This window comes from Pseudoalteromonas rubra (genome assembly GCF_001482385.1).
Lineage (GTDB): Bacteria > Pseudomonadota > Gammaproteobacteria > Enterobacterales > Alteromonadaceae > Pseudoalteromonas > Pseudoalteromonas ardens.
Window position 1 is genome coordinate 4,466,320 of record NZ_CP013611.1, and the last position, 23,316, is coordinate 4,489,635.

Sequence of the window (23,316 nt, forward strand, 5' to 3'; positions counted from 1 at the left end):
ATGCTGACCGAGGCTAAAAAGGCAAAACTCAATCAATTCAAAGCGGTGTTTATTGAATACACCATACCAAAGACCATCATAAACGATTTTGACAAACTGCGTTTGCACCATGACCTGGCAGGTGAAAAGCCATGCATGATGCTAAGTGGTGATACTGGCTGTGGTAAATCTGCATTGATTAAACATTACTACGATAACAACTCACCATATTATGTTGACGGTAGACGGAAAGTCCCCGTACTGCTGAGCCGAATACCGAGTAACCCATCAATTGAATCCACCTTAAAGCAGTTGCTGCACGACCTAGGACAGTTTGGTGCTAAATCTAGCAAACGACTTAGACATGGCAATGAAATAGCGCTCGCTGAAAGCTTAGTCGAGCAATTAAAGCGTTCAGGTACAGAGCTAATTATTATTGATGAGTTTCAAGAGCTTGTTGAAAACAATCTAGGTAAAAAGCGCCGAGACATTGCGAATCAGTTTAAATACATCAATGAAAAAGCAGGGATCTCCATTGTATTAGTCGGTATGCCTTGGATAGATCAAATAGCCGATGAGCCTCAGTGGTCATCACGGATTTTTATTCGCCGCTTTATTCCTTACTTTAAAATATCAGAGAAAAAAGAGCTTCAACTTTTTATTCGTGTGCTTAAAGGGTTTGCAAATCGACTGCCATTTTCAGACAAGCCTCGTTTTGAGGATTTGGGTATCGCATTATCACTTTTTGCCATTTCAAATGGCTGCCTTCGAAAGCTGAAAAACTTCTTAGATTCAGCACTTACTGAAGCACTCATTAGTGATGCAGTAACGCTAAACAAGCAAAGCTTAAGTTCTGCGTTTAAGGCTTGGCGGCCAGAGCTCGGCAATGTGTTTGAGATGAATGTGAATGAGATTCAAGGTTGTGAGGTAGAACAGTATTCCACGTTTAAACCTGATGGGCCTCAAGACGAAGACCCATTTATAGCGCCCCAGTTTTGTAAGAAAGTGCCGTTGGTAAGGCTGCTTAAAAAGTAACCTGTAAAAAGCTCCGTTATCGGCGCAAATGATTGTTTATATCAACGTAAAAAAGCGCCCATGTAACTAAAAAGCCTGACTAGCAAGGTAAATTTCTTCTGAAATACAAAAAGCTAACACTAATTTTTATTTTTAATCGAACATCTCGATGGGACTTTTGCTTTTTAAGATTAACCACCAACAATGGTCGTTATCTCAGCCACATAATGCTTTGTTATTTCAGCTTTTTGTTATATTGTTGTCGCATATATCTCGTTGAACTATTTGGTTATTTAAGTTCACAGTACATACAAGGATTTTGCGATGACAACAACGTACATTCCGCTAGATAAATCAGAATCAGCAGAACAAATCAAACCAGAAACGATTTTACCTAGACCTATTTATGATGACTTAGTTAATTTCATCGACATTGCGAGGGATGAAGCTAAGTCTGTAGACAAAGACTACAACAAATCAGAGCGAAGCCATAAAGCGATTTCCATCGATGGAGAGCGGGGTTCAGGCAAAACATCTATTTTAGTGAACTTAAAAAGTTACATTAAAACTACTAAACCTGAGCTACTTAACGATGTTCATATATTAGAGCCTATCGATCCTACTTTACTTGAAGACGGTGAATCACTGTTTTTGCACGTTATTGTGGCTGCAATTCTCCATGATGAGGATATAAAAAAAGCACAATCAGGCAATGCAAATAAAGATGGTAGTTTCTCTCATACATTGGAAAAGCTCGCAAGTGCCTTAGAGTCTGTCGACGACCAAAAAGACTTACGCGGTATGGATAAAATTCGCTCACTGTACGGCAACAAACATTTGGTTAATTGTGTCACTGACTTTTTTAAAAGTACTCTAAAGCTTTTAAACAAACATTTATTGGTGTTACCGATAGATGATGTTGATACCTCATTAAACCTCGCATTTGAAAATTTAGAGATTATACGCCGCTATTTAGTGGCGCCTTGTGTATTACCTATCGTCAGCGGAGATCGAAAACTCTATGATGAGGTTTGTTGGCGTGATTTTCATGGCCGTTTGACGAAGGATTCTTCGTATCAGGAGTTACAGGCCTTCAATATTGCGCAAGAACTAGCAAACGAATACCAACGTAAGATTTTGCCATTACCACGCCGTTTAAGCATGCCAGCAGTCGAGACCTATTGGGCTAATACAGAGATAAAATTGGGTACTGATACTGGTATGCCGTTACCGAACTTTATTGCTTGGTTAGAAATTTTCTTGGCTGGCCCTGTAAATGGCTTGGAGAATAGTAAACTCAATATACCTGTACCATCAATACGTGCACTGACTCAATTTATCAATCATTGCGGGGACCTAATATCTAAATTGCCTAATGAGGTCACTGCTGAGCAAAGTCAACTAGCCATTAAACAGCGCTGGCAAATGCCAGAGACTAACCTTTCCGCAGTAGATAAATTTCAACACAAGTATGCCGAATTGACTAAAAGAGTAGACAGAAAATATGATGAGGCTTACAAAGAATTTGAAAAGATTGAATCAGAACCAAAAAGTGCGCTTAAGGAATTTAGTGGAAAACATGCTTCGCTGACAAAAGAGTGGGTTCATAAGCTCAAGACATATTTTCAATATGAGCCAAAGGCGGGCTCTCACTATTTGACATTGCTTGCAAAAGAGCACTGGCTTGAGTTAAAAGAACAAAAAAGCCAATTTACTTCTGTTTTTTCTACCCCATTGTTTCAGCCATTAACTCATAACTGCGGTGAGCTTAAATTATTTGACAAGCCTTATGATATGTCTGACTGGAGCCAAAAACTTTTAAAAAAACTACCAGATTTGTGGTTTGACCCCATTAAAGATAAACGGACAAGGCCTTGTTGATCAAATCCAGATAACTTAGGTAACACCGAGATTTCAACTGCTTCCCTGATATTCAGGCATACCTAGCCTAGTCATTCTATTGAGTACTTTCACTTTGATCATCGCTTCAGTGTGTTGCTGATTGAATCCACGACTGACCAGCTTGTCACCCATTAGCTGTTTGTATCGGTACATTGCCGTTTCCGCCAGTGAACGTTGATGGTAGTTCACACATTTTTTCCACTCACTGCTGCCTATATGCTTTGTTAAAATGACCGCGCTGTTGCGAGCATGTCCATCCTCCCACAACTGTGCGTTACTCCTTGGTGGGATCACTGCTTCGGCCTTTTTAGCTGCTACTTCGGCATAACAGCCTCTGGTATCATAGGCACCATCTGCTTTAACTGAGCTGATCTTCCTGCGCAATGGTCTGAGTAGGTCACCCAAAACTTCTGAATCAGCTACAGACACTGTGGACAACTCAGCGCCTACGATTTGGTGTGTATCTGGATCAACTGCCAGGTGTAGCTTTCGCCATGTTCGGCGCTTGTTTGCACCATGTTTTCTTGCATGCCACTCACCATTTCCGTACACCTTCAAACCAGTGCTATCAACCACAATATCAATGCCTCCGGATGCACTGGAGTGTGGCCTATAGCGAACTGCCAGCTCTGCACTACGCTTGCACAAACAACTATAAGTTGGCGTATCCAAATCAAGCTTCATCATTGATATTAGTGACGAAACAAAACCCTGTGCAGCTCGAAGAGACAAGCGAAATACAGCCCGCAAAGTCAGGCAGGTCTCAATTGCCAGTTCAGAGAAATGATTAGCCCGGCCTTTACCGCCGTGATGTTGCGTGTTGTTCCACTGTTCAATCGCGTCCTCGGAAAACCAAAGTTGGATGTTACCTCTGGCGATAAGGGCTTTGTTGTATTCGCGCCAGTTGGTGATACGCTTTTCTTTCAAAGTTCAGCCTCTGTGTTTGCTTTCGAGATCTGATCACATAAGGCTAAATTAGTTCAATGATTTAGGAAACAACGCCAACGGACAATAGTTTCATTCCCTATCATTGATGTTGGTGTGCAAACTAAGAAGGGATGGAACTATTGGAATGAAGTTAAAAACAACCCGGAGCAGAATGCGAATGTAGCAGATAAAGCTATTTTGTTGATTTCATTATGCACGCAGCGATATTTTTTTGAGAGAGCTAAACAGTCCGATATGTTAAACATCGGAAGACTATTTGAAATCATTATTGCTAGTTTAGTTTATACACCGAAGCTCGAGGATCTTGAGCGAGTGATTAGACAGGCTCCATTCCATTCAGCTTCTGCTTTGGCTCCTGCCAATACGCTAATTGTTGATGAGGAAGATAACGAAAGTAACGAAGAGTCAAACGACGGGGAGCTACGACAGCCGGACAGAAGTATTAACGTACTATTGCCCCAGCTAACGCTTGAAATTGAAAAGTGGAGAAATGAGTACAAAGTTGACCAACTAAATCTGTCACCTTGGCTAGTTTATCAAGTATTTAATAAAGTTTTTAATCAAGGGATAAGAGACAAGGTTTACGTTAATGATTCAACAAATGCAAATTTAGCAGTGCAAGCAATTGCCAAGTCATTTTATTTAATATGGTCTGCTTTTGGCTCATTTGAAAAAGGGAGATTGTTTGGCTTGCCTGAAGTAGTTGCTACAAATAATCTTAAATCGGCGAAAAACTTTGAAAGTAATGATCACTTTAATCTGAACATTAGACCATTTTCACCAACTAAAAGCTCTAGAACTGTCGCCGAGAGAGAGCGATTTGGTGAGTTGTCCAGGACAGTTACTTATGTATTATCGAGACATCCATTAAGAGCATGGATTGAGGATGTAGTAGAGGAAGAAGAAGAATGGTTTCAAGGTTCAGAAATACAAACAAGTAAGCCTAAAAGCGAAACGAAGAAAACTACAGGAGCAACAGTTAAAGAGAGAGACAGATTTAAAGAGCGAGTCAGTGAAATGTTCGGTTTAGACTCACCTCCAAAACAACTTAGTAAGACATTTATAAAGAAAATGATGCAAGCTCAGGAGTGGGACCGAGATAAGTTCCAAGCAAGCCTACTAGTTTTGGAAAAAGAGTTTAAAGACAAATATACAAACACATTTAAAGACGCGGGTTTTGAGTGTTTTCCAGAACAAGGTAGTGACTGATGTTACACCGTCAATTAAGTGAGCACGCGGCAGGTTGTTTTTATAGTGATGAGCAGGTAGCAAAACACCTCTGGCAGTTTTTGCATTCATCACAAGACGATACATTTAATGACATCTGGCAATTGCTACAAAATGAATGCTATCAATTGCTAACATCGAGTGTTGATACACGTTATCCTCGGGAGTTTAGGCTTAATGACATCCGAGCACTAATGGGTCAGCAGTGCCATGCTGGCTTATTTGTTAGCTCTCATTTGCCATGGCTGGACGAATTAGCAGATACGTTATTGATACGCAATGGTGATTACCTGCAATTTAGAGAGTCAAAGACCCAAGCTTATGTGCGCCTTGCCGCAGAGCTTGATCCTTCGTTATTAGTAGGCTGGCAACTTGCAGATTGGTTACAGCAAAATCCAATACCCCAAATCCACGATATTAGGCGGGTTATTAATGCTCAATTGCCGTTTTTTGCCCCTCCTGCAAATTCGGCGAAGCCTTTTGCTGAGGGCCATGTTCATGTTTGGGGTGTTACCACTGAGAGTCTTATTTTTAATGAAATTTTGTTCCAATCTAAGCCGCTAAAAAACGGGAATGCGGTTTTGGCTAACGGTCAGCTAAGCGATGCTCAGACAGACGAGCTATTAGTCCGAGCTAGAACCCTATTTGCTGACCTTATTAGCTTTGCAAAGACGGCCAATTGTAGCCCAGATAAGCAATTAAAGAGTGAGCAGGCTAATTCGTTCAGTCATTGGTTAAAGGAACGTGACGCGTCATTTCGAACGAGTAATGATTGGGAACTGATAGCGAAGTTGCCGCACAATATTAACGAATTAAACTTACAATGGCTACTGGTTGAATTTGCGAAGGCAATTTGTCAACGACAGGCAAATTGCTGGTTGTGGTTGCATGTATTTTTGAGTTTTATTTATCAAAGTTCCAGTACTTTTGAATCCACCCGAGTTGCAATACTTTGTTTTTGGCAAACGATGAATGCGCTGAGACGCCGTTTGATTATGGATGGTCAGGGGCTCTCGCGTTTTGTAGAAACTTATAATGGCAGCTATTTACGTAAAGTTGGCCAGCCTTATCAAGATAATATTCGCCGAATATTTGCAGGAAAAGGTGATGTTGCGGAAATTAAGTCTGGACTTTTTTCATTCACAGAAAAAAGTATAGAAAATTTTTCTCAAGCACTCCTTTCTTCTTCAAACGTTACAATACCCAAAGCTCCGTACATCTTTGGGGAACATGAAGTTGTTTTAAATGAAGGTACTCGTCGTTATATTGATAGTTTAGAGCGTTGGCACTATTGTGGCCACTTTTCTCGTTCACAATTAGCTGGAATAGGAAAAAGGCCTAAAGCTGATTTAAAAGAGAATTGGAAGAAAGCAGCAAAATTACTTCGTAAATTAAATTCGCAATCTGGTTGGAGTGAATCTACCTTTCTGGGAGGTAAGTTAAATCCAAGCTTTCATTTTCAACCAAATAGGTGGTTTCGAGGCCTAGATGTAGCAGGTGATGAAAATGCTCTCAAAATTGAGTATTTTGCACCAATGTTACGTTGGTTAAGATCAGGATTACATTCAAAAAGTGCAACTGAAACAGCATGCAAGGATTTTCATTTTAGCATTCATGCGGGAGAAGATTACGCACACCCACTGTCGGGCATGCGACACATTGATGAAACTGTTCGTTTTTGTGACATGCGAGAGGGCGATAGACTTGGTCATGCGTTAGCACTTGGTATTGAACCAGCCAAATGGGCGCAACGACAGGGTGAAATGGTACTCTATGCTGATGAGCATTTGGACAACTTAGTCTGGATGTGGCACTACGCAACGGTTTTAAGCACTCAACTTCCGCTCGCACAACAAGTGATCCCGCTGCTCGAACGGCGAATAGTTCGCTTTTACAATAAAGTTAGTTGGTTAAAACAGCCCAAGTTTCATGACGAGGTTGAGTCACAATCCGAGGCTCATCTATTTGATGCTCAAAAGGATAAGTTGACGCCAGATATTCTATATCGAGCTTGGTTGTTAAGAAGAAACTGTTATTTCCAGCTGAAAAAACTTCATGGCAACAAACCAATGTCAGCAATGGAGGTGATTGCTTTGCCTGATTGGGCGCGTCTTTGCGACGATGAAAAATATGCATCCATTATTTATAAGAGTCGACATTCAAGTTTACTCAGTGACGAGGCTGATGCTATGGTAATTGTCCGAGTAGCAAATGAATGGGAGGCTCAGAACAATATCGGACTTCCATCTTCTCGAAGCCAATTAGGACGTAACCAAAACAAAAAAATTATTGAGGACATAGATACTCCAGCTGAGCTTGAGTTTATGGCGGCAATCCAAGACTATCTGCTCACACAATATGATAGTCTGGGTATTATTATCGAAACTAACCCTACCTCAAACGTTTATATTGCAAGACTAAACAGTCACAAAGAACATCCTATATTTCGCTGGAACCCTCCCGATGAATCCGTTCTGATGAATGGTAACATGTTTAATCGGTTTGGTTTGCGCAAAGGACCAGTCAAAGTGTTAGTCAATACGGATGATCCTGGGATAATGCCTACAACTCTTCGCACGGAGTATATGTTGCTACGGGAGGCCGCAGTAGAACAGGGCATCGGAAGTACAGTTGCAGAACGTTGGTTAGAGTCTATCCGGCAATTTGGATTAGAACAATTTCACCGCAATCACCTACCTGTATTTGAACCCATTTAATAAGAGTGAGCTGTAATGAGTGATCAAGATAATAAGCCCATATCAACCTACGACGAATTGCAAACTAAGATAGCAGCCAAAAAGAAGGAATTTGACTCAAAGCAGCAAGCAAGTTATTGGCAGCGTTACGTGATACGTCGTATTCCTCTGTTTACTATTCCAATGCTAGTTTTTTATTCAACTATATTTGCGTTGGGGTTTGTAAAAGACATAGGGAGTAAAGCCGTGACCTCTTTAGTCCCAAGTTTACCTTTTTCCGTTTACATATCCCAAGATGTGCTTTGCTCGTTATTCGCCGTTGTTTTAGTTCATTTAGTATTTGTAGGCCTAAAATACGAGGGGATGAGTAAAACATCGAGGTTATTACATAAACTCGCTTTTAATTTGTTGATGATGGCCACCATCTACTCTATTTCAGCATTGATTTATTACGAAATACATGCAATCGCGCTAGGGGTCGTTGTTTTTGCACCTTTGTGTATTTTGCCTCTTCTTGTTGATAGAACGCTTGGTTGGACACGACAAAACGATAGATTCAAATTATTTTCGTCAAAGATGCAAGGGTTGATCGAACTAAATCTAGCCAGAGAAAGTCTTGGAGTTGAATTTAGCGAGCGTAATATTCTGGAATACATAGGTATTTTGGAACAATTCGAAAGTCAAAAATATAATGATACAGTTTCTGATTCTTTCTATATATTAAGTCAAGTTGAGAAATTGAAACCGCAGGCTTAAAATTACGAGCTTAGTTTGAATTTTCAATTTAGAACCCAGTTAAAGCTGTTTGGAATGTGAATGGCGAAACTTTGTACCCTTCTGACACAGCAAAAATGGCATGAGGTCGAAGCCAAAGAGGGAGATAATTGTTACTCCCCTTAAACAACAATTCGTGTGACACGTTAGCAGTTGATTTCATAGTTAGCTAGTTTACTTGCGCGTTTCGGATGAATGTTTATTATCTGGGTGTAAACTTGTTTGTATTCGTATTAGGAAAATTTATATTCCGTTTTTTGATAAGTTTCCTCCATGGTTAGGGTGTTTTTTTATATAGGGTTTAGTTCATTTTCACTTTGATCATCGCTGGTGCATGTCGCTGATTGAATAGGCGATTCACCAATTTGTCACCCATGAGTTGCTTGTACCGGTGTATTACCGTTTCCGTCAGTGAATATTGGTGGTAGTTCACACACTTTTTCGACTCATTACTACCTATATGCTTAGTTAAAATGACCGTGCTGTTGCCGAGCATGTCCATCCTCCCAAAACTGCGCGTTACACCTTGGAATGATCACTACTTCGCCCTTTTTAGCTACTAGTTCGGCACAACACCGTGAGTGCATGTACGAGTATTATTCATTTCTTGTGCTCATTATAATTTAATGGAAAAGTTAAAAAGCATTAGAAAGCATCAGAAATTGCGTAAGTTAAAGCTAAGTATTCCTTAGTACCAAAGTGGGCGCTATACTAAGAGAATCTTAGCTATTAAAGTTAGTAGCTAAGGTACTCATGGAATCACCAACGCCCTTACGCCTAAAAGAAGCCCGTAAAGCAGCTGGCTACACGCAACAGCAGCTAGGCATTGCTTTAGGTATGGAGCCCAACACGGCCAGCGCAAGAATGAACCAGTACGAAAAAGGTAAGCATGCACCAGACTTTACAACAATGAAGCGTATAGCAGACGAGTTGGGAGTGCCTGTAGCTTATTTTTATTGTGAAGAAGATGATCTGGCTGAATTGATTTGTGAGTTAGGTAAGCTCAATTCAGACTCTCGTAAAGCGCTCTTGGAGCACATTAGATTAAATAGAAATGAGGAACGCTAATCGCCAGATTATTTGCGTTCCTTTCTATCCAGCAGATAGGCATGAGCGTCATCAGAAATATCGCACCCTACACTGTTTCTATTGAGATTATTTGCTGCAATTAAAGATGCGCCAGAGCCAAAGAAAGGATCAGCAACAAGTTGGCCTTCAACACTGCTTTGTGAAATCAGTACTTCAAATAAAGAAACGGGTTTTTCGGTAGGGTAACCTTTAAAAACCCTTTTATGACAAAGTATGTCAGGGATGCTTAAGTCATTTAACTTTCGTTTTCCTTTTTCGAAAAAAAGGATGTATTCGTGACGGGCTCTATAGTGATACCCCATACCAATGGATACCTTATCCCAGATGATTGGTTTCCAAAATTTAAAGCCGACTTTTTCAGCTATTGGCTTGATAACAAACATAGTTTCCTGATCACAAAACAAATAAAAATGAGAGTTCTTCTTAAGCACGCGGTATATTTCGACAAGTAACTCTTCAAAGCGTGAATTAGGAAATATCGCAAACCAAGAATTGCTGGATGCTTTGCTATGTTTGAGCCTTGTGGTTGTTCCAACTTTGCGGTGTTTTTCTAGCGACTCATAGGGTGGGTCAGTGATAATTAAATCGACACTTTCGTTTGAAAGTGTCGATAACCATTTCACTGAATCGTTTTTATAAACTTGTAGTGATGATTTCAATTGAACGATCCGCATGTTCGCCCATTTGTGAATGCGATTGATGCTTTACCTTTAGCTAGGTGTCGACAATCGATACAGTAGCTTTGATCGCCATCCGGATTGCGAGCTGTTTTTCTTGCCGGAGTTTTTCCGAAGTTATTTGGGTAAGGGTGGTATACGTGTTCAGAACCATTAGCATCTGAGCAGTGCGGACATGATTTAAATTTTTGACCATTGTGGTCGTTTACGTGGATCATTCCACTATTTAGCTTCTTTCCACAACAATTGCAGACCATCTAGACCTCCTTATTTTGATCTATGAGTTTTCACTAGTTTCAACCGCTTTCAATACATCCTTAGAGATAGCTAAGTTATAATTATATTACTACTATGTAATAATTGGGGGGGGTGATCTAAGTCAATAATGGTCTTTTGACAACTGGTTTTCTTTCAGCTAAACCTAAGCTAAGAAATCCTTAGTTTAGGTTTGAAATGCAATTCCTCTCCCAAACAACTCCTTACCCAGACGAAACCATTGAAAGCTATTTGCTTCGTTTGTCACAAGACAATGGCTACCTTGGCTTTGCTGATATGGCTGATATTTTGTGGGACTGGCTGGTTACACAAGATCACGACCTGGAGGGGGCTTTTCCAAACGAGTTGCATTCGGTTGATGTGTATAAGGCATCGCAATCAAGTAACTTTCGGGTTCGTGCGCTGCGGTTGGTTGCGCAGTTGTCAGGGGTTGAAGCGTCTGGGTTGCTTAATTTATGTTGGCTTCGCAGCAATACACAGTTTGGCGCTATCACGGCGGTTTCTCGTGGTGGGTTATTGGTGCCTCGTCAGTTGCTTCGCAAGTCTGGCATACCTGTTTGCACTGAATGTTTAAAGCGAGATACGCACATACCTTACCTCTGGCATTTAAGAGCCTATAAAGCCTGTCACAAGCACAATCAGCAATTAACCAGAATATGTGGGAAATGTGATGCTGAAATTGATTACCGAGCGTCTGAGGCGTTTGTTGAGTGTGAATGTGGTGCTGCCATCAAGCAAGGCCCAAAGGCAAACCAAGCAGATTTAAAATTGGCAAATGCGCTTGCAGGTAATGCTGCTGCAAAGCTCGTTGGACTTTTGGTTTGGTTTAGCCAGGGACAATCTATCAGTTTTGATGACGATGAGTTCAGTGAGCTGTTTGTCAGCTACTTTTCTAACTGGCCCAACGGGTTTGAGGATGAACTAAGTAACATCATTGAACTTGCTATAGTTAAACAGTTGAGGCCTTTCAACCACACGCCATTTCGTGACGTATTTGGTAGCTTGCTTAAAGACAGCAAATTGGCCAGCACTGACTCACAAGGCTATAACACGGTGCAGTTGGCCATCATTGCATTTTTAATCAAGCTCGTTGAGCAAAACCCTAAGAAAAAGCATCCAAACTTAGGTGATCTACTACTCTCAATGCTCGATGCAGCCGTAATTCTTGGCACAAGTACTGAGCAAGTGTTTAGGTTGTACGAAGAGGGCTTTTTAGCAGCTGCTCAACCACCCAAAAAAAATACGTTTTTAAAGCCGAGTAATAACGTGTTTTACCTTAGGCAGGTCATTGAACTACAACAGTCTTTTGCACCGAACATACCTAATAATCAACAACAATTTGTACCACCATGGTGATCAATGGAACTGTACAGACTACTTCAAAATACCTCAACCAAAGAGCTTACCCAAACGCTACGAGCCGCATTTGCACCATACTCTGAACACGTTGATATTACAGGGAGTGAACCTCAGGCGTTGGTGATTTTAATTAACCTTACCTACAAGCGAAAAGACATTAAAGATTTAACGAGTGTAAGTGTCGCCAAAGCCGCGTTGCGTGATGAGCAACACCTTAAAACCTGTATTGATGAAGTGAAGTGGTATCATACTCATAATTTAAAGTATCCTGATATTCGTGTCAGCCACCAAAGGTTATTGGCGCATGTGGTTGATGATGGGCTTAGGGTAGTCAGCAGTGCCAGTTACCCAACACAATTCGGCTGGTCACACAACAGTGCTAAAATCAATCATGCTAAGTTGTTTTTAACAGGCGTTGTTTGGCGTGGTGAATATGTTTGTTTGGCACAGCTGCTTGCTAAGCAAGAAGGCTTTTGGGTAGCGCAGTTTAGAGAGCTTGGTTTGTTAAAAAAGGATGTGGTAGCAGTGTGTGAGCAAATAGCCGCACAGCTCCTTAGTGAAGACTTGCCCGAGCAAATTAGTAATTACACCCCTCAGTTACTTATTCCAATTGAACATGACTACTTAAGTATTTCCCCCGTTGTGAGCCATGCAGTTTTAGCTGCACTGCAAATAGCAACGCGCGGCGGTTTGCTTAAACGCGGGGCTATTGAACACAATCGCCCTGCAAATATTGGAGAGCTGCCAAGCGCACAGGGCGGCAGAGTGAATGTGCTTAAGTACTTTGCCAAAACTTATAGATCTAGAACCGTTAACGACTACTACAGCCAAGACGAGCAACGGCTTTTTAATGTGTCGGCATTAAATAGCAAAACAGTGAGTGAGGCTTTGCTGGTGCTATCAAAGTCAAAGCTGTTTAATACGCTTAGGCAAAAGCGCTTGGCACGTATTGCTGCAACTAAGACGTTACGAACAGCACTTTATGGATGGTTGGAAAAGCTTATAAAGTTGGCGCAAAACGAAGCGATAAATAACTCAGATCCAGAGCCTGTAAAGCTTTTAGCCACGCAGGAATACAAACGATCAGAGCTTGTTTTAAGCCAAGAGCTAAACAGGCAGATGAGTGGACTTAAATACTTAAAGCGTTACGCTTATCATCCAGAACTAATGCCTGTTTTAAAAGCGCAACTTAGCTATGTGCTATCGCATCAAAATAACCAAGCAGATGAATTTGAGGCGGAGCATATTCAGTACGTGCATTGTCAGAATTTGCGCGTCTACAACGCCGAGGCAATGCCGAATCCTTACATAATGGGTATGCCATCAATCACCGCGCTTGAGGGGTTGGGGCATCAATTTCAATGCAAGCTGCAAAAGCTGTTAGGCAGTGGCGTACATGTGATCGGTGTGGCCGTGTATGTTCGCTCTTACCAATTGCACAACAACAAGCAGTTACCAGAGCCCAACAAACTCAAAAAAGACGGTCAAAAGCGTGTGCCGCTGCGTTCGGCAATTATGCAAATACCCAAGTGCGATATATGTTTTGATTTAGTATTTAGAGTGCAAACCAACAATCAAGCCGTTGCTAACGACTTGTCTGAAAACCTGCTGAAAGCGGCATTTCCATCCCGCTATGCGGGTGGTACGCTTCATCCGCCATCGTTATATGATCAAATTGATTGGTGCCAAGTTTATACAAAACCACTGGCATTATTTGAGCGCATCCGCTCGTTACCTAAAGGTGGTTCGTGGCTTTATCCAACCTCGGTCGAGGTAAGCAGTTTTGAGGAACTGGCTGAGCAGTTAACACTACGACCAACTATGCGGCCAGCTGCACTGGGTTACTTAGCCCTTGAAGAACCAAAGCCAAGGCAAGGCTCAATCACCCAGTTACATTGCTATGTTGAACCTGTTATTGGGTTGCTTGAATGTGTAGATGCGGTCACGGTTCGGCTCTCTGGCGCTCGGCATTTTTTTAATCACGGGTTTTGGGCCATGCATTGCAAAAAAGCATCTATGCTTATGAAAAAAGCCAAGTTTGAGTACGACTAATGAAACTCCCGCGCCAGCTCACATACACCCGATCACTCTCGCCAGGTAAGGCGGTGTTTTTTTATAAAACATCCGAAAGCGACTTTGAGCCACTACAAATTGAGCGGCAAAAAATCCGAGGTCAAAAGTCAGGCTTCGCCGAAGCCTATAAAAATGAAGCCACACCCAAAGAACTTGCACCGCAAGATTTGGCCTTTGGTAATCCGCATACCATAGAGCTTTGTTATGTGCCACCTACAGTGCAACAACTCTATTGTCGGTTTTCTCTCAGAGTAGAAGCAAACAGCCTAGAACCGAATGTATGTGGTGAGCCAAAAGTAAGTTACTGGCTAACGCGATTTATGAACACCTATAAGCAACATGGTGGCTTTGCTGAGTTGGCAAAGCGTTACGCTAAAAACATTCTCATGTGTGAATGGTTATGGCGAAACAAAACATCACCCAATGTAGATTTAGAGATAATTGGCGAAGGGTTTGAACCTATCAGTATCACCAAAGCCAACCGTTTGCGCTGGGATGGCAAATGGCGCGAGGCTGAAGATGCACTGCATACCCTCACAGAAGTGATCCAATCAGGGCTAGAAGACCCATATAGCTTTTGCTTTTTAGAAGTAACCGCCAAGCTAGACACCTACTTTGGGCAAGAAATTTACCCAAGCCAATCATTCGCAGAAAACGATGACGTAGCAAGAGCTTACGTTTATACCCAAGTAGCAGGTAAAGACGCAGCCTGCTTTCACTCACAAAAGGTGGGGGCTGCCATTCAAATGATTGATGACTGGTACGATGAAGATTCAAACAAGAGGCTAAGAGTTCACGAATACGGCGCAGACTACAAAAACGTGATTGCCAGACGCGCTCCAAGCAACCGATTAGACTTTTATTCACAGCTACAAAAAGTGGCGCTATACGTAAAAGAAATGGAGCAAAACGGCCTAAAAAACCAAGAGCAAGCCAGCCATATTCACTACATAGCAGCCGTTTTAATCAAAGGCGGGTTATTCCAAAGGACCAAAGAATGAGCCGAGCATATTTCACCATTACTTACCTGCCAGAAAATTGTGATGTGACCTTATTAGCAGGCCGCTGTATTGGCATATTGCACGGCTTTATGAACAAACGAAGCTGCAACCACATTGGTGTAAGCTTCCCCAAATGGACCGACAAACATCTAGGCAATCAGATAGCTTTTGTAAGTGAAGATAAAGCCGTACTTAAAAACCTAAGTCAGCAAAACTACTTTGAAATGATGGCCCACGACAAGCTGTTTGAAATCTCTGCTATCAAGACTGTACCAGCTGATGCGACGGAAGTTCGTATCATTCGCGACCAAAGCCTAGGTAAGTTGTTCATGGGTGAAAAGCGCCGCCGAATGGAACGCGCGAAACGCAGAGCCGAAGCACGCGGTGAAGAGTACATTCCTCAGTACGTGCCGACTGACACAGAAATTAGCGCATTTCATAAAATACCCATCGCCAGCAAAAGCAACCAAAACGACTTTGTATTGCACTTAAGGTTAGAGCCAACAGATTCAATACAAAACACTTTTAACAGCTACGGCTTTGCAACAAACAAAGAGCACCAAGGCAGTGTTCCGCTATTAGCCTTTTAAATTTTGACAGTTTTCAGAGCGCTGTATATCAAAGAGTTAAGGGCAGGTTATGCAACAAGGGTTATTTACTGAAATGAGGTTCAATTGTATGGAATTAATCAACTTTTAAGCTAACTTTAATAATGCTCTGCCGCATAGGCAGCTGGAAATGGCGGAAGTATATTTTCTAATGAACATCGTTAATGCTCTGCCGCATAGGCAGCTGAAATTAGGTCAGGAAGTAAACATCCACATCTAATGACATATAACTGCCGAAAAGGCAGAGTCCACTTCAAAACCCCCAGAATTTACTGGGGGTTTTTGTCTCTGAGGGGCGCTGTTTCTTAAATCATTGAACTAATTTAGTCTTGTGTGATCAGCTCTCAAAAGCAAACACCGAGACTGAACTTTGAAAGAAAAGCGTATCACTAACTGGCGTGATTAAAACAAAGCCCTTATTCGTCATAGGCTATATCCAGCTGTGGTTTTCCGGGATGCTATTGCGCAGTGGAGCAACACTCAACATCACGCCGGTAATGGGCAAGCTAATCATTTCTCTGAGCTGGCGATTGAGACCTGTCTGACTATACGGGCTGTATTTCGCTTGTTTCTTCGAGCTGCACAAGGCTTATTTCCTCACTGATATCAATGATGAAGCTTGATTTGGGTACGCTGATTTATAGTTGTTTGTGCAAGCGTAGTACAGAGCTGGCAGTCTTTTGCAGACCAAATTTCAGTGCTGCTTTAGGCATTGATATCGGGGTTACGGCTCCACAATATTACTGACATGACGGACGCTAATAGCTATCTCTAACACGTCTTCATCCCGCAGTTCTGTTCTGGCGTAAAAACCTGATGATAAAATCTAAAGCATCAAACACCGAATATACGCCTGTATCACGCTACATCAATCTTGATGATATCTGCATCACAAAGGCCTACCGGAAGATCTGCAACGACCATACGTTTAGCTTCAGAGGAAAACTCTATTTCATCGACTCACCGCTTAAGCACTCAATCGTTAACCAGAAAATTGAAATTCGTACGGGTAAAATAAGCGGTTTGATACGTACTTCGCTGGGCGGAACTACAGGTAACCGAAGTCAGGGAGCCTGATAAGCTATCCTCTGAAGACCATGAGATCCAGAAGAAGCTCGGTAACATTGATAGTGTGATTACGTGAAAATCGCTCGGTACTTATACTGTCGGTACCCCTTGGTAATCACACTAATTCATATAAGTAAACTCCTTGTGCAGAGCCTGAGTGATCTCCGGTAAATCAATATCAATGTAAACTGGCTGGTAAAACTGCCATTACCGCAATTCTAGGCTAGGTTGAATCGACACTAGTACATTTTATTAGATATGTGCTCTACCTGCTTCCTCACCTGTTGGGCTGTGCTCACTGCCTACGCACTCAAGTTGATTTATCATCCATTGATGAATTTTACTTTTACTTGTTCTTGGGTGCCAGCCAACAATCACTTCAAAAGGTGGGGGTAACTCATCCACGTCTAAAATAGCAACTTTTTCATTGGGTAATAATCTCGACGGATAAAAAGCTACCATATCTGTAGTATGTAGGATCTCGGGTACAGATGAAAAGCTTGGAACAGACATAATGATATTGCGCTTGAGGCCAAAGCGGTTAAACCATTGCTCTAGCGAGCCTCTTAAGTTTGCCCTAGACGGCGACACTATTACTTGTGGGCTGTGTGCAATATCTTCCAGAGAAACATTCTGCTTAAGAAGGCTAGAGTACTTACTAGCAATACAAATATGTTGCTCATCAAATAGTTTCTTATAAGGTAAGCTTTCTGGAACAAATTCAGGAAAGCTTAACAACAGATCAAGCTCTCCTGAGCTTAACAACTCATTGACGTTATCACTTTCGAAATCCCTAACAATTATTTTCAAACCAGGGGCATCTTTTCTAATTCTATTCATCAACTTAGGTAACAACGCATGAATAGCATAGTCAGTTGCACTGATAGTGAAAATGCCCTCGAATTTACTCGGATCGAATTCATCAGGGGCGAGCATATCTTCTATTTTATTCAACACTTCTAGAATAGGAACTTGTAATGAGAGTGCCTTTGTAGTTGGCACCATTTTATTACCTTGTCGAATGAACAAGTGATCTTCAAATGTATCCCTGAGCTTTCTTAACTGTTCGCTTATTGCTTGTTGTGTTAACCCCATTTTTTTCGCTACTCGAGACAAGCTTTGCAACTCAATTAACGCGATTAGAATTCTCAGTTGTTTTATATCTAATCTAGATAAACCATTCATAATTTTAACCTAAAAAGGGACCACTTTTTTCAATTGTATCTACGAGCATTTATGATTTTAACACGTTTCAAAGAGACCACGTAATTAACCAAAGCGTTATTTGGAGGGCTTAAAAGCAAAATACAAAGCGCAAGAGAGCTATAAATTATTTATTGATAACGACTAGAACGATTGTGTTTCAGGAGCGTTTTTCTATAGCATTACACTTAATCAAGAGGAGTTCAAAGAAACGGTTAAGACGATCATTCAGTCTGCAATTAAAACATGACGCGGCCAGCTTGATTCTCGATGAGTTACCTCGATATTTGTGTGTTATTGCGGCTTGGCTGCCAAAGGTCATCTAACAACCCGGGTTCTTGAGCTGGCAATCGGCCTTGTTGATCAAATCCAGATAACTTAGGTAACACCGAGATTTCAACTGCTTCCCTGATATTCAGGCATACCTAGCCTAGTCATTCTATTGAGTACTTTCACTTTGATCATCGCTTCAGTGTGTTGCTGATTGAATCCACGACTGACCAGCTTGTCACCCATTAGCTGTTTGTATCGGTACATTGCCGTTTCCGCCAGTGAACGTTGATGGTAGTTCACACATTTTTTCCACTCACTGCTGCCTATATGCTTTGTTAAAATGACCGCGCTGTTGCGAGCATGTCCATCCTCCCACAACTGTGCGTTACTCCTTGGTGGGATCACTGCTTCGGCCTTTTTAGCTGCTACTTCGGCATAACAGCCTCTGGTATCATAAGCACCATCTGCTTTAACTGAGCTGATCTTCCTGCGCAATGGTCTGAGTAGGTCACCCAAAACTTCTGAATCAGCTACAGACACTGTGGACAACTCAGCGCCTACGATTTGGTGTGTATCTGGATCAACTGCCAGGTGTAGCTTTCGCCATGTTCGGCGCTTGTTTGCACCATGTTTTCTTGCGTGCCACTCACCATTTCCGTACACCTTCAAACCAGTGCTATCAACCACAATATCAATGCCTCCGGATGCACTGGAGTGTGGCCTATAGCGAACTGCCAGCTCTGCACTACGCTTGCACAAACAGCTATAAGTTGGCGTATCCAAATCAAGCTTCATCATTGATATTAATGAGGAAACAAAACCCTGTGCAGCTCGAAGAGACAAGCGAAATACAGCCCGTAAAGTCAGGCAGGTCTCAATCGCCAGCTCTGAGAAATGATTAGCCCGGCCTTTACCGCCGTGATGTTGCGTGTTGTTCCACTGTTCAATCGCATCCTCGGAAAACCAAAGTTGGATGTTGCCTCTGGCGATAAGGGCTTTGTTGTATTCGCGCCAGTTGGTGATACGCTTTTCTTTCAAAGTTCAGCCTCTGTGTTTGCTTTCGAGATCTGATCACATAAGGCTAAATTAGTTCAATGATTTAGGAAACAACGCCCTGGCAATCGCTATATTTGCTGAAAAATCAGAAAGTAAATGACGATGCCAACGCTAATCGTTTGCTTCAATTGTTAGGCGAATTAATCCGATAAAGTTTTACCTGTATCATTTACAAGCACTTATTGTTTCAAAAGGTTTAGCACCACGAATAACATAGACCTACTTTCAAAGAAACGAGGTGTCTATGTTTTCAGTTAATTATGTAAACCCAAACAAAGAGCTTGTATTTGATCAACGTCAATCCGGTCCGGGTAATACAAAACTTACTCAAGCTATTGATACCCGTGTCATCGAAATAAACGATGTGAGAAAGAGAGAGAAAAATTTCACATTAGATGTACAAGGGTTTAAACCTGTTTATTTCGACCTGGAATTTGATAATTTTGAAGATGATCAAGCCCTGGTATCCAATTTATACCCAAGAGTCCAAGCGTTCATTTCACACACACTAGGTGTTAAAGATAGTGTGATATTTGACCACACATATCGCTCCTCTACTCGTAAAACAAAAACAGTACACAATAGAGCACCTGTAAAGACAGTCCATAATGATTATACAAAGTCTTCAGCCAAACGCATGTTTGATCTACAAACTCAAGACAGGCCAGATCTAAGAGGAAAGCCCTATCAGTTCATCAACCTTTGGTTGCCAGTGAATAATGAAGTTGAAGAGTCACCACTCGCTTTTATTGATTTGTCTACAGTTGAGTCTGCCGACTTCAGAAAGTTGAAACTTATTTATCCGGATAGAATCGGCGAGATTTCCGGGATTGCCTATAACCCCAAACATAGTTGGTTCTATAAATCCCTTATGAAGCCCGGAGAAGGAATGCTATTTAAAGTTTTTGACTCAGAGTCAAAAAATAACATTGTAGGTGTACCTCATTCAGCGGTTGACTTGTTAGAAGTCGAAGAAAGCAATGTGGTTAACAAACGTAGCAGTATTGAGTTTCGTGCAATAGTATTCGGGGAGTAACCATGTTTCACTGGAAACTCCCTTGTCAAGCAGGTGCTCGACGCCCGAGCGTGTTTAACTAATTCGCTTAATCACATAGATTATAACCAAGTAAAAATGGACACGGCCCCAAGTGGTTCAATTGTTCAAGTTGCTCTGCTCTGTACTCACTCTCTGTCAGATGCATGCTTTCACTGACATGAATAGCTTGATAAAAAGGCTTTCAACTAGTAATGAAAAGCATCGCTGGTTTTCTATTGATACTCTCAAACTGGTTGCTCATTTCTGTTCCGAGCAGGGATGGACTTGTGGCAGTGTGGACAAGTATGGATATTAATTTGTGCCAATTTACGTCTGGTAATTAGCTTATTTAGCACATCTTTCGACAAGTTTAGCTCTTCGGCCAGCTCGTCTAACTCATCTCTTTCCGCCCGGGTGACAATACCATCTTGAAGTGCATGGGCCACTTCAATCTCCAGGTGTTTCTTTCTTGCGCTTAGTTCCTCACCAAACCTCGCTGCCAGCATGGCAGCCGGCAGTGCAACGACTCCTACGCCTAACAGCATGATGAAAATAGCAATCAGTTTACCCAAAAAGGTTACTGGGATGACATCGCCGTAACCGACGGTTGTCATGGTTACCACTGACCACCAGATAGCGCTGGGGATGCTGCTAAATTCGTCGGGTTGGGCCGTATGTTCAACACTGTACATAACGCTGGCCGATAAAATGACCAGCACAAGCATAATAAACATGGCCGCACCTATGGTTGGCAATTCTTGCTTTAATACGCTAACAAACAACCTTAGCCCTTTAAAATAGTGAGTCAGTTTAAGCAAGCGAAGCATACGTAGCATTCTCAGGTAACGCAGATCGAGCGGCAGGATAAATGACAGGAAGAAGGGGGCGATTGCGATTAAATCAATAAGGGCGACAGGGCCGACAATATACTTTAACCGGGCGAGCCAGGGGGGCAAAGGTGTGAACTCGGGTGACTCGGTACAGATCCATACCCGGGCCAAGTATTCAATTGTAAAAACTATTACAGAAAACAGATTAAAGGCAGTAAATACGTGGTGATACCTTTCACCTATAGGGGCATACGACTCAAGTATGACTGCGATAACATTACCGACAATCAACAAGACAATAAACCCGCTGAGCAGCTTAGCGCAGCCGGGGCCGTCAAAGCCGAGTTCAAGGAGCGCGTATGTTTTTTGTTTGAGGGTCGGTGTCGTCATAATATTCATATCTGAAATAGAAGCAAAGCGGCCCTTTTGCCGAACGACTGAAAGGGCGTTTGAATAACTCAGGTGTTCTTAGCTAACTCTTCTTTGGAGAACGTTAGGTAGGCCCTGGTAACCGGGATAGCTATTTGCGATATCAAGGCACCTCCCCACAGCAGGTTACCTATAATGGCGGGTACATAAGGCAGAATTACTAATGTGAACAGGGCCATTATCACCCCTATCATACGTACCTTGGCTGTGGCGAAGCGGTGGGCCACGCGGGGCTCAATGTTAAATTGAATCCAAAGCAAGCAAAGTAAATATGATGCCAACCCGATACAGCCAATAACGCCATATTTCAATGGGTAGGGCTCCCAGAAGCCGACCTTAACCTCCCCGGCCAGGGCGACACCTACCATGACGGCTGATAACATAAGGAAAAGATGTCCCAGCCACCAATTGACTAATGTCCGTTTATCCTGATTTTTCGGTTTACCGTTGCCGACAAAATCGAAGTAGATCCAGCACTGGACAAAGACAGCAATACCGCCGAACATAAAGTTAACTAAAACACTTGGGTCGACCTTGTATATGCCTTTTTGCGACAGTGTGATGACCAGTTTAAAAAAACCTTCACCGACAACGATCAGCATTAACAACGCAAAGCGTTCAGACATATGGCCCAAGCGAGGAAGAAAGCGTTTGTTGTTAAGCACGCCTACCTTAGGTGCCATGTAAAGCAGCTGTATAGACGCGACGCCTATGCCAAACAATACGTAACTATAGGGGGCTGGTAAAAACGCGCTGATTGCGAAAACAAGCGACAGAATAAAGAAGTTCCGACTCACATGATGCGCAAGTCGTGATTCCTCAACACCTAAGCTATGGGTTCTATGGTACAGGTAGGTGGTGATGAGGCGGTTTGCTGCAAAGGCCAGAGCGAAGTACATCCAGCCTTTGCCCAACACATGGGGTACAGATGCCGCCATGACCATGGCGGTAACTATTTGACTGGCCATGATCAGCCTATGTTTCACATCTGTACTGACATATAGCGAGTTAAAAACGCTGGAGTCAGCCCAGGCAAACCAGACTGAAATAAATAAGCCGGCAAAACCCAAAAAACCACTGACGGACAAATGGTCGCTTAAAAAGTTACCGAGCAAGAAGATAATGACCACATGGATGAGGTCGTAAAAAAGCTCTACCCAGTGCACATGATCGTGAGCGTCTTCTGTATCTAAGTGATGGCGAGGAAGACGCCACATAGGGTGATTTTCTAAAGCCATAACTTAGGTTCCTGGTTTTTCCCATGCATAGGGCTTCATAGGCTCATCGACTTCTGTGTGGGCCAAAGCGTTGGTAAAGTTGGAAATCAACTTGGCAGCCAGTCCGGTCAGTACTTCCAGGGCCTGGCGCTTGGTGTATCCGGCGCCGAGAAATTCCGCCAGTTTTTCGTCGCCGATATGCCCGCGATGATCCAAAAGCGCCTTGGTGAAATCGTGAAGGGCCTGCAATTTTTCATCGGGTAGAGGCGTTCCTTCTCTGAGCGCATTAATCACCTCATCGGGCATTTTTGCCGATTTCATCATCCAGGTATGACCCGGCACACAATAGTGGCAGTTGTTTTCAAAGTTGGCAGTCATAAAGACAACCTGCTGCTCTAGTGGCGATAAGCTACTTGCCTGCATAAATGAGGAGAAGGTCTCATTGTAGGCCTTGTACGTAATGGGTGCTTCCGCCAGTACCTTATGTAAATTAGGCAGCATACCGAAGCTGGCAAGGGATCCCTGCATCATGGGTTTAGACTCTTCGGGAGCGGTATCCGGTTCGTAATAGGTAAACATCT

General features: G+C 42.3%; 19 protein-coding genes. 12 read left to right on the forward strand and 7 right to left on the reverse strand.

The annotated features are described in order from the left end of the window. On the forward strand, positions 1-1,014 hold the full coding sequence (locus AT705_RS19175) for a TniB family NTP-binding protein (RefSeq protein WP_058797817.1): 1,014 nt from the start codon (positions 1-3) through the stop codon (positions 1,012-1,014). A gap of 303 nt (positions 1,015-1,317) precedes the next feature. Further along, positions 1,318-2,874, forward strand: a complete 1,557-nt coding sequence (locus AT705_RS19180) for a P-loop NTPase fold protein (RefSeq protein ID WP_058797818.1) — start codon at positions 1,318-1,320, stop codon at positions 2,872-2,874. A 33-nt stretch (positions 2,875-2,907) separates the two neighbouring features. Here the strand turns inward: AT705_RS19180 and AT705_RS19185 are convergent, their stop codons facing one another. Continuing rightward, complete coding sequence (locus AT705_RS19185) at positions 2,908-3,822, reverse strand: IS5 family transposase (protein ID WP_058795072.1); 915 nt, start codon at positions 3,820-3,822, stop codon at positions 2,908-2,910. Positions 3,823-3,936: 114 nt separating this feature from the next. Between AT705_RS19185 and AT705_RS19190 the strand changes: the two genes are divergently transcribed. The 4 genes from AT705_RS19190 (at position 3,937) to AT705_RS19210 (ending at position 9,608) form a co-directional block, all read left to right on the forward strand. After that, on the forward strand, positions 3,937-5,052 hold the full coding sequence (locus AT705_RS19190; RefSeq protein WP_058797819.1) for a hypothetical protein: 1,116 nt from the start codon (positions 3,937-3,939) through the stop codon (positions 5,050-5,052). Beyond that, entirely contained in the window at positions 5,052-7,787 is a 2,736-nt protein-coding gene (gene rdrB, locus AT705_RS19195; protein ID WP_058797820.1) for an antiviral RADAR system adenosine deaminase RdrB, read from the forward strand. Before AT705_RS19190 ends, rdrB begins: the two co-directional genes overlap by 1 nt. A 15-nt stretch (positions 7,788-7,802) precedes the next feature. Beyond that, on the forward strand, positions 7,803-8,522 hold the full coding sequence (rdrD, locus tag AT705_RS19200) for an antiviral RADAR system accessory protein RdrD (RefSeq protein ID WP_058797821.1): 720 nt from the start codon (positions 7,803-7,805) through the stop codon (positions 8,520-8,522). A 771-nt stretch (positions 8,523-9,293) separates the two neighbouring features. Continuing rightward, a complete protein-coding gene (locus AT705_RS19210; RefSeq protein ID WP_017216068.1) occupies positions 9,294-9,608 on the forward strand; it encodes a helix-turn-helix domain-containing protein in 315 nt (104 codons plus the stop codon). An 8-nt stretch (positions 9,609-9,616) separates the two neighbouring features. Here the strand turns inward: AT705_RS19210 and AT705_RS19215 are convergent, their stop codons facing one another. Next, positions 9,617-10,303 carry a DNA-methyltransferase gene (locus tag AT705_RS19215; RefSeq protein WP_058797823.1) on the reverse strand — a complete coding sequence of 229 codons (687 nt, stop codon included), beginning with the start codon at positions 10,301-10,303 and terminating at the stop codon, positions 9,617-9,619. A 456-nt stretch (positions 10,304-10,759) separates the two neighbouring features. Between AT705_RS19215 and AT705_RS19220 the strand changes: the two genes are divergently transcribed. From AT705_RS19220 to AT705_RS25745, 5 genes are all read left to right on the forward strand, one after another. Beyond that, positions 10,760-11,938, forward strand: coding sequence for a TniQ family protein (locus AT705_RS19220; protein WP_058797824.1), 1,179 nt, complete (start codon positions 10,760-10,762; stop codon positions 11,936-11,938). A gap of 402 nt (positions 11,939-12,340) precedes the next feature. Further along, positions 12,341-13,993 (forward strand): type I-F CRISPR-associated protein Csy2, encoded by a 1,653-nt coding sequence (locus AT705_RS19225; RefSeq protein ID WP_237113752.1) that lies wholly within the window; start codon positions 12,341-12,343, stop codon positions 13,991-13,993. Then, positions 13,993-15,015 carry a type I-F CRISPR-associated protein Csy3 gene (csy3, locus tag AT705_RS19230; RefSeq protein ID WP_058797826.1) on the forward strand — a complete coding sequence of 341 codons (1,023 nt, stop codon included), beginning with the start codon at positions 13,993-13,995 and terminating at the stop codon, positions 15,013-15,015. Before AT705_RS19225 ends, csy3 begins: the two co-directional genes overlap by 1 nt. Continuing rightward, the gene (cas6f, locus tag AT705_RS19235) at positions 15,012-15,605 is read left to right on the forward strand and encodes a type I-F CRISPR-associated endoribonuclease Cas6/Csy4 (protein ID WP_058797827.1); all 594 of its coding nucleotides are present in this window, start codon (positions 15,012-15,014) and stop codon (positions 15,603-15,605) included. The genes csy3 and cas6f overlap by 4 nt, the downstream gene beginning before the upstream one ends. A 460-nt stretch (positions 15,606-16,065) precedes the next feature. Beyond that, complete coding sequence (locus AT705_RS25745) at positions 16,066-16,227, forward strand: transposase (protein ID WP_237113753.1); 162 nt, start codon at positions 16,066-16,068, stop codon at positions 16,225-16,227. Between the two features lie 716 nt (positions 16,228-16,943). Here the strand turns inward: AT705_RS25745 and AT705_RS19240 are convergent. Beyond that, a complete protein-coding gene (locus AT705_RS19240; protein WP_058797828.1) occupies positions 16,944-17,876 on the reverse strand; it encodes a LysR family transcriptional regulator in 933 nt (310 codons plus the stop codon). Positions 17,877-18,290: 414 nt separating this feature from the next. After that, complete coding sequence (locus AT705_RS19245; protein ID WP_058795072.1) at positions 18,291-19,205, reverse strand: IS5 family transposase; 915 nt, start codon at positions 19,203-19,205, stop codon at positions 18,291-18,293. Between the two features lie 262 nt (positions 19,206-19,467). On the opposite strand from AT705_RS19245, the gene AT705_RS19250 reads away from it, so the two are divergent. Next, entirely contained in the window at positions 19,468-20,259 is a 792-nt protein-coding gene (locus AT705_RS19250; protein WP_058797829.1) for a CmcJ/NvfI family oxidoreductase, read from the forward strand. 245 nt (positions 20,260-20,504) lie between these two features. On the opposite strand, the gene AT705_RS19255 is transcribed toward AT705_RS19250, so the two are convergent. From AT705_RS19255 to AT705_RS19265, 3 genes are all read right to left on the reverse strand, one after another. Further along, positions 20,505-21,479: an ion transporter gene (locus tag AT705_RS19255; RefSeq protein ID WP_058797830.1), complete on the reverse strand. Its 975-nt coding sequence runs from the start codon at positions 21,477-21,479 to the stop codon at positions 20,505-20,507. A gap of 68 nt (positions 21,480-21,547) precedes the next feature. After that, positions 21,548-22,756: a low temperature requirement protein A gene (locus AT705_RS19260; protein WP_058797831.1), complete on the reverse strand. Its 1,209-nt coding sequence runs from the start codon at positions 22,754-22,756 to the stop codon at positions 21,548-21,550. A gap of 3 nt (positions 22,757-22,759) precedes the next feature. Next, on the reverse strand, positions 22,760-23,314 hold the full coding sequence (locus AT705_RS19265; protein ID WP_157576868.1) for a carboxymuconolactone decarboxylase family protein: 555 nt from the start codon (positions 23,312-23,314) through the stop codon (positions 22,760-22,762). Positions 23,315-23,316 lie beyond the last annotated feature (2 nt).